General features: G+C 73.7%; 3 protein-coding genes. All 3 read right to left on the bottom strand.

The genetic code is table 11. The annotated features are described in order from the left end of the window. The coding region (gene modA, locus DQW06_RS22385) for a molybdate ABC transporter substrate-binding protein (protein WP_117199252.1) at positions 1 to 772 on the bottom strand (772 nt) is incomplete at its 3' end. Then, complete coding sequence (locus DQW06_RS22390; RefSeq protein WP_013153586.1) at positions 765 to 1,166, bottom strand: molybdopterin-binding protein; 402 nt, start codon at positions 1,164 to 1,166, stop codon at positions 765 to 767. The genes DQW06_RS22390 and modA, both read right to left, overlap by 8 nt. Before the next feature lie 239 nt (positions 1,167 to 1,405). Continuing rightward, positions 1,406 to 2,349, bottom strand: a 944-nt coding sequence (locus tag DQW06_RS22395) for a glycoside hydrolase family 10 protein (protein WP_157983559.1), incomplete at its 5' end; no start/stop codon positions are given.

Below are 2,349 nucleotides of genomic sequence, written 5' to 3' on the forward strand. Positions count from 1 at the left end.
CCCCGCCCTCGGGCGAGCGCACCAGGTCCACCCAGGCGGCGGCGAGCACGGCGTCGGAGGTGGTGGAGACGACCCCGATGGGATAGTCGTTGACCACCTCGTCGGACTCGTCGAACGCGATGCCCTCGACCCGGTCGCCCGCGGAGACGACGTCGGTGGCGTAGACGAGTCCGGCGTCGACCTCACCGAGTTCGACCTTGGTCAGGACCGCGCGCACGTCCTCCTCGTAGGTGTCGGGGGTGATCTCCAGCCCGGCCTCGTCCAGGAGCGCGGCGGTGGCCGCTCCGCAGGGGGCCTCCCCGGCGCAGAAGGCGACGGCGGTGCCCTCCTCCGCGAGGTCGGCCAGTCCCCCGACACCGGCCGGGTTGTCCGGGGGCACGGCGATGCGCAGGGTGTTGGCGGCGAAGACGACGCCCTGTGCGCCGTGCTCCGCGGCCCAGTCGGGGTGCAGCCCCTCGCCCTCGACGACCCGGTCCATGGTGACGGTGTCGGCGGAGGCGAAGACGTCGGCGGGGGCGCCGGAGTTGATCTGGAGGGCCAGGTCGCCGCTGCCCGCGAAGTTGAGGACCACCTCCGTGCCGGGGTGCTCGGCCTCGAACTGCTCGGCGAGATCGGTGAAGACGTCGGTGAGGGAGGCCGCGGCGAAGACGTTGAGCCGGTCGGCGGACCCCTCCCCCGGGGAGCAGGCGCACAGGACGAGCGCGGCCGCGGCCAGGACGCGGACCAGCCGGGGAGCGCCGGAGCGGGGGCTGCGGGTGGCGGGCTCACGCATGGCGTTCCCCGGTGGTCTCCACGACCACGTTGGTGGACTTGACCACCGCGGTGGCGACGCTGCCCACCTCCAGACCGAGCTCGTCGGCGGCCTCGCGGCTCATCAGCGAGACCACCCGGTGGGGTCCGGCCTGGATCTCCACGCTGGCCATCACCCGGTCGCGGACGACGTCGGTGACCAGGCCGCGGAAGCGGTTGCGGGCGGAGGACAGGCGCCGGGCCGGGTCCTCGCCGGCACCCGCGCTCATGAACCCGGCCAGGTCCGCGCCCTCGATCAGACGCCTTCCGGAGGCGTCGCGGGTGGCGGACAGGCGGCCGGAGTCGACCCAGCGCCGGACGGTGTCGGCGCTGACGCCGAGGAGGTCGGCGGCCTCGCTGATGTGGAAGGTCGGCATGGGGCCAACCTATATCCGGCACCTGCTGGGGCAAAAGGGGCTTTCCGCTAGCGGATGCTTACTTTTTCTCCCTTGTCTTGGGATTTTGCGACAGACGTGCGGGCGGCACCGGACCGCGCCCGGGAAGAAGCCGGACCGGGCGCCCCGGAGAGGGACCGGGGATCCACGCCCCGGCGAACGGAACGGGCTCCGGCCCGGGGACGCCTCCCCCGGCCGGAGCCCGCGCGCCCGGTGTCCGTTCAGCCGCGCACGTCGGCGACCTCGCTGACCGGTCCCTGGGCGCGGTAGTCGTCCAGCGCGGTGACCACGTACCCGGCGCCGTCCTCCAGCGGCGCGGTGTCGGTCAGCGCGGTCCGCCCGGTGAGGCCCACGAGGTTGTCCGCGGTGACCGCGGCGCAGCGCTCCTCCTCGGACCCGGCGGCCGCGTCGGCGGGCAGCCGGTAGACGGCGTAGAAGCGGGCGCCGTCCACGGCCTCCCACGCCACGTCGACACCCTCGTCGGCGGCCCGGGCCGTGACGCCGCCGACCGCGCCGACCAGCGGCCCCCGGCCCCCGGGCGCGTCGGAGAGCGGCGGCAGGGCGGGGGCGCCGTAGTGCTCGTCGGCCAGCGCGGCGTAGGCGTCGGCGGCCTGCTCGCGCAGGTTCTTGATGGAGAAGTAGACGTCGCCGTCCACCTGGGGCAGCTCGCCGGAGTAGTCCAGCTGGGTGCTGAGCGCGTCCTCGCCGGTCCAGCCGTCCTCGCCCACCCGGTAGGCGGCCTGGCCGATGTACAGGTCCACGCCGGTGCCCTCGACCTCCCGGGCCCACCAGTCGGCCAGGACCTCGTAGTCGGCGGTCTCGAAGCCCCGCTCCCAGTACAGCTGCGGCGCGACGTAGTCGACCGTGCCCTCCTGGATCCAGGTGCGGGTGTCGGCGTGCTGGGCGTCGTAGGACTGCAGGCCCGAGCTGGACGAGCCGCTGGGGTCGGTGGAGTCGTTGCGCCAGATGCCGAACGGGGAGATCCCGAAGCTCACCCAGGGCTTGGTGGCCTCGATGCCCTCGTGGACCCCGGCGATGAGCTGGTTGACGTTGTCGCGCCGCCAGTCCTCGCGGTCCTCGAAGCCGTCGCCGTGCTCCTCCCAGGAGGCGTCGTCGTCGAACTCCTCGCCCTCCTTGGGGTAGGGGTAGAAGAAGTCGTCGAAGT

It is taken from the genome of Nocardiopsis sp. TNDT3 (assembly GCF_003427465.1).
In the GTDB taxonomy this organism is placed as follows: Bacteria; Actinomycetota; Actinomycetes; order Streptosporangiales; family Streptosporangiaceae; genus Nocardiopsis; species Nocardiopsis dassonvillei.

What these genes read in the sequence shown, in the direction of transcription:
- DQW06_RS22390 (WP_013153586.1), bottom strand. Translation starts at nt 1,166, where the DNA reads ATGCCGACCTTCCACATCAGCGAGGCCGCCGACCTCCTCGGCGTCAGC.